We start from the raw sequence: 3,220 nt of genomic DNA on the forward strand, positions 1-3,220 counted from the left end.
ATATATAGTATTGTGTTTTATGGTTGTTGGTTAAACACTTAGTTTAACATAGAAATGGAGTAGATTGTTATGGCAAAAAAGGACACCATTATCCCAAAAGATAATAATATTATAGAAGTGCCAATGGAAGAAGCTATGCCGGAGAACTATCTTCCGTATGCTATAGAAGTAGCTAAAGATAGAGCACTTCCAGATGTACGTGATGGATTAAAACCTGTCCATAGGAGAATACTTTATGGAGCTTACCTTCTAAAAGCTTTTCCGGATAAACCTTACTTTAAATCTGCTAGAATAGTAGGAGATATTTTAGGTAAGTTTCATCCTCACGGAGATACATCTGTATATGACTCTATGGTAATTATGGCACAGAACTTTTCCACAAGAGCTCCACTTATTGATGGTCATGGTAACTGGGGATCTATAGATGGAGATAGCGCTGCAGCTATGCGTTATACAGAAGCCAGACTTACTAATATAGCATTAGAGATGATAAGGGACATAGATAAAAATGTGGTAGATATGGTAGCAAACTATTCTGATACTGAGGAAGAGCCAAAGGTTTTACCAGCTAGATACCCTAATCTTTTAGTTAATGGTACTTTTGGAATAGCAGTTGGTCTTGCTACAAATATACCTCCTCACAATCTAGGAGAGGTTATAGATGGAACCCTTGCCTATATAGATAATAATGATATAACTACAAAGGAACTTATGGAATATGTAAAGGGGCCAGATCTTCCAACAGGAGGAATACTTATAGGAAGTGACTCTTTAAGAGGGGCTTATGAAACAGGAGAGGGAAGAGTTACCTTAAGAGCTAAAACCTCTATTGAGAAGCTTGAGAATGGAAGATTAGGAGTTGTAATCACAGAATTTCCTTATAGAAAGAATAAGGCTAAACTTCTTCAAACTATTTCAGAAATGACTGGAGATAAAAGACATGCTAAGGCTTTAGAATCTATTACAGATATAAGGGATGAATCAGATAGAGAAGGTATTAGAGCGGTTATTGAGTTTAAAAAATCAGTAGATGAGGAAATGGCAGATAAGGTATTAAAATATCTTTTCAAAAAGACAGACCTTCAGTGTAATATAAGCTTTAATATGGTGGCCCTGGCTAATGGTAAACCAGAAACCATGGGACTTAAAACTATATTAATCCACTATGTAAATCACCAAAAAGAAGTTGTTACAAGAAGAACTCAAAGAGAACTTGAAGTTGCAGAGAAGAGATTTCACATAGTGGAAGGTTTTATAAAGGCAATAGATGTTCTAGATGAAGTAATTAAAATAATAAGAGGTTCAAAGTCTAAAAAGGATGCAGGAGAAAACCTTATAAGAGAATTTAATTTTACACAAATTCAAGCAGAGGCAATCCTGGAACTTATGTTATATAGACTTACAGGACTTGAAATAAAAGTATTTGAAAAAGAGCATAAGGAACTTGAGAAGCTAATAAGAGGATTAAAGAAAATATTAAGTAGTGAAAAAGAGCTATTAATGGTTATAAAAGATGAACTGCTTAAGGTTAAGGAAAAGTATGGTGATCCTAGACGTAGTAAGATCATAGAGGATGAGAGTGAAGCAAAAATAGATTTAGAAGAACTTGTAGTGGTTGAAGATACAATGGTTACCTTATCTAATGATGGATTTATAAAGAGGGTTTCTCTTAAGTATTACAATAGGCTAAATCTAGAGTTAAAAGATATTGATTATAGAGAAGGAGATTTCGGAAAATATTTAATACCTTCTAACACTAAAGATACCTTTGTGGTATTTACTGATAAAGGAAATATGTATCAATTAAAAGGTAGTATGATACCAGAATATAAATGGAAAGAAAAAGGGGAAAGGTTAGATGAGCTAATAAGAGGCTTAGATTTAAATGAAGAAACCATAGTTTCTGCCTTCTCATTTAATATGTTCTCTAAGAGTAAGGTTATTGTGCTTATAAACTCAAAGGGAGGAATAAAGAAGACTTCCTTAGATAACTTCCTATCTTCCTATAGTAAGCTTTCAGCCTTAAAGCTTAAAGAGGGAGAAATTCTTGTGGATGCTTACCTACGTGATTTAGATGAAGAGGAAAAATATTTAAGAATTAAAACATTTAAAGGTCTTGATTTTACTGTTTCAGAACCAGAGTTAACTTCATCGCCTAGAAATCATATGAGTAATTATATGTTCCCATTAAATAAGGAAGATTATATCTTAGAAACTCAGGTAGTTGAAGAATATCCTATGGCGGAATTTACCTTTGGAATAAGTTGTAAAGGTGATATTAAGATTTATGATAGGGTTAGAAAAGATAATTTTAATAAAGCTAAAGTGAATTCATTTAAGGATATATTAATATTTACAAGAGAAGGTAAAATATATAAGATACCAGGATTTATGGTTCAGAATCTAAGGGATGTAAAAATTAATATAAGAGATCTTGTGGATGGAATGTCACTAGAAGATTCTATAGTTTCAGTAATAAGTACTAATGATTATAAAGATGATCTAGGAGTATATACATTTACATCAAAGGGATATATAAAGAAAATGAATTTTTCAGAGCTTCAAGGAGATATAAGTGGTCAAGTTTACCATAAGATTAAAGAAAATGATTATGTAATTGGAGCTAATTTAGGTAGTCTTAATGAAGGAACTGCCATAATTGTAAGTAAGGATGGTATGGGTATAAAGTTCCCAGTGGATTCTATAAATAATATGAGTAGAAATGCTCAAGGAGTTATAGGTATAAGTTTAAAAGAAGAGGATGAGGCTGTCTTTGGATATGTGGTGAGCTCTGAGGAAAATGAAATAGCTGTAACATCTAAGGATGAGACTATTACCATAAGTACAGAGGAGGGAGTGGAGAAACATATAGATATCTCTACTATAAAACTTCAAAATAGAGCTGGACGTGGTAATACAATAATCCCTATGAAAATAGAGGATAAGGTGTCAAAGGTGAGGTTATCCTAATCTTTTATTTGAAAAAATAATATAATAGTTCCTCATTTTTATAGAAGAAGTAACTTAAAATCTAAACTTAATTATTTTCTTGAAGTTAATATAGGAATACCTAAGAGTGAAAATTGTACAGTTCCTATACTTATTTTATGAGATAACAAATTATAAAGTATTTAAATTAACCTGTTGTGTTAGTTGAATCTTATATATAGGGTTCCTAAGTTGAATTTTAATATATACATAGTGAAAAATCCTTTAATAT

1 protein-coding gene is annotated in these 3,220 nt (G+C 31.8%); it reads left to right on the forward strand.

Annotation, left to right across the window (positions count from 1 at the left end; translation table 11 throughout):
- Nucleotides 1-69 precede the first annotated feature (69 nt).
- Nucleotides 70-2,970 (forward strand): DNA topoisomerase IV subunit A, encoded by a 2,901-nt coding sequence (locus AB2369_RS12485; RefSeq protein WP_367666802.1) that lies wholly within the window; start codon nt 70-72, stop codon nt 2,968-2,970.
- The last annotated feature ends 250 nt before the right edge of the window (nt 2,971-3,220 follow it).

Origin of the sequence: Clostridium sp., assembly GCF_040797585.1 — a bacterium.
Taxonomy (GTDB): domain Bacteria; phylum Bacillota; class Clostridia; order Clostridiales; family Clostridiaceae; genus Clostridium_Z.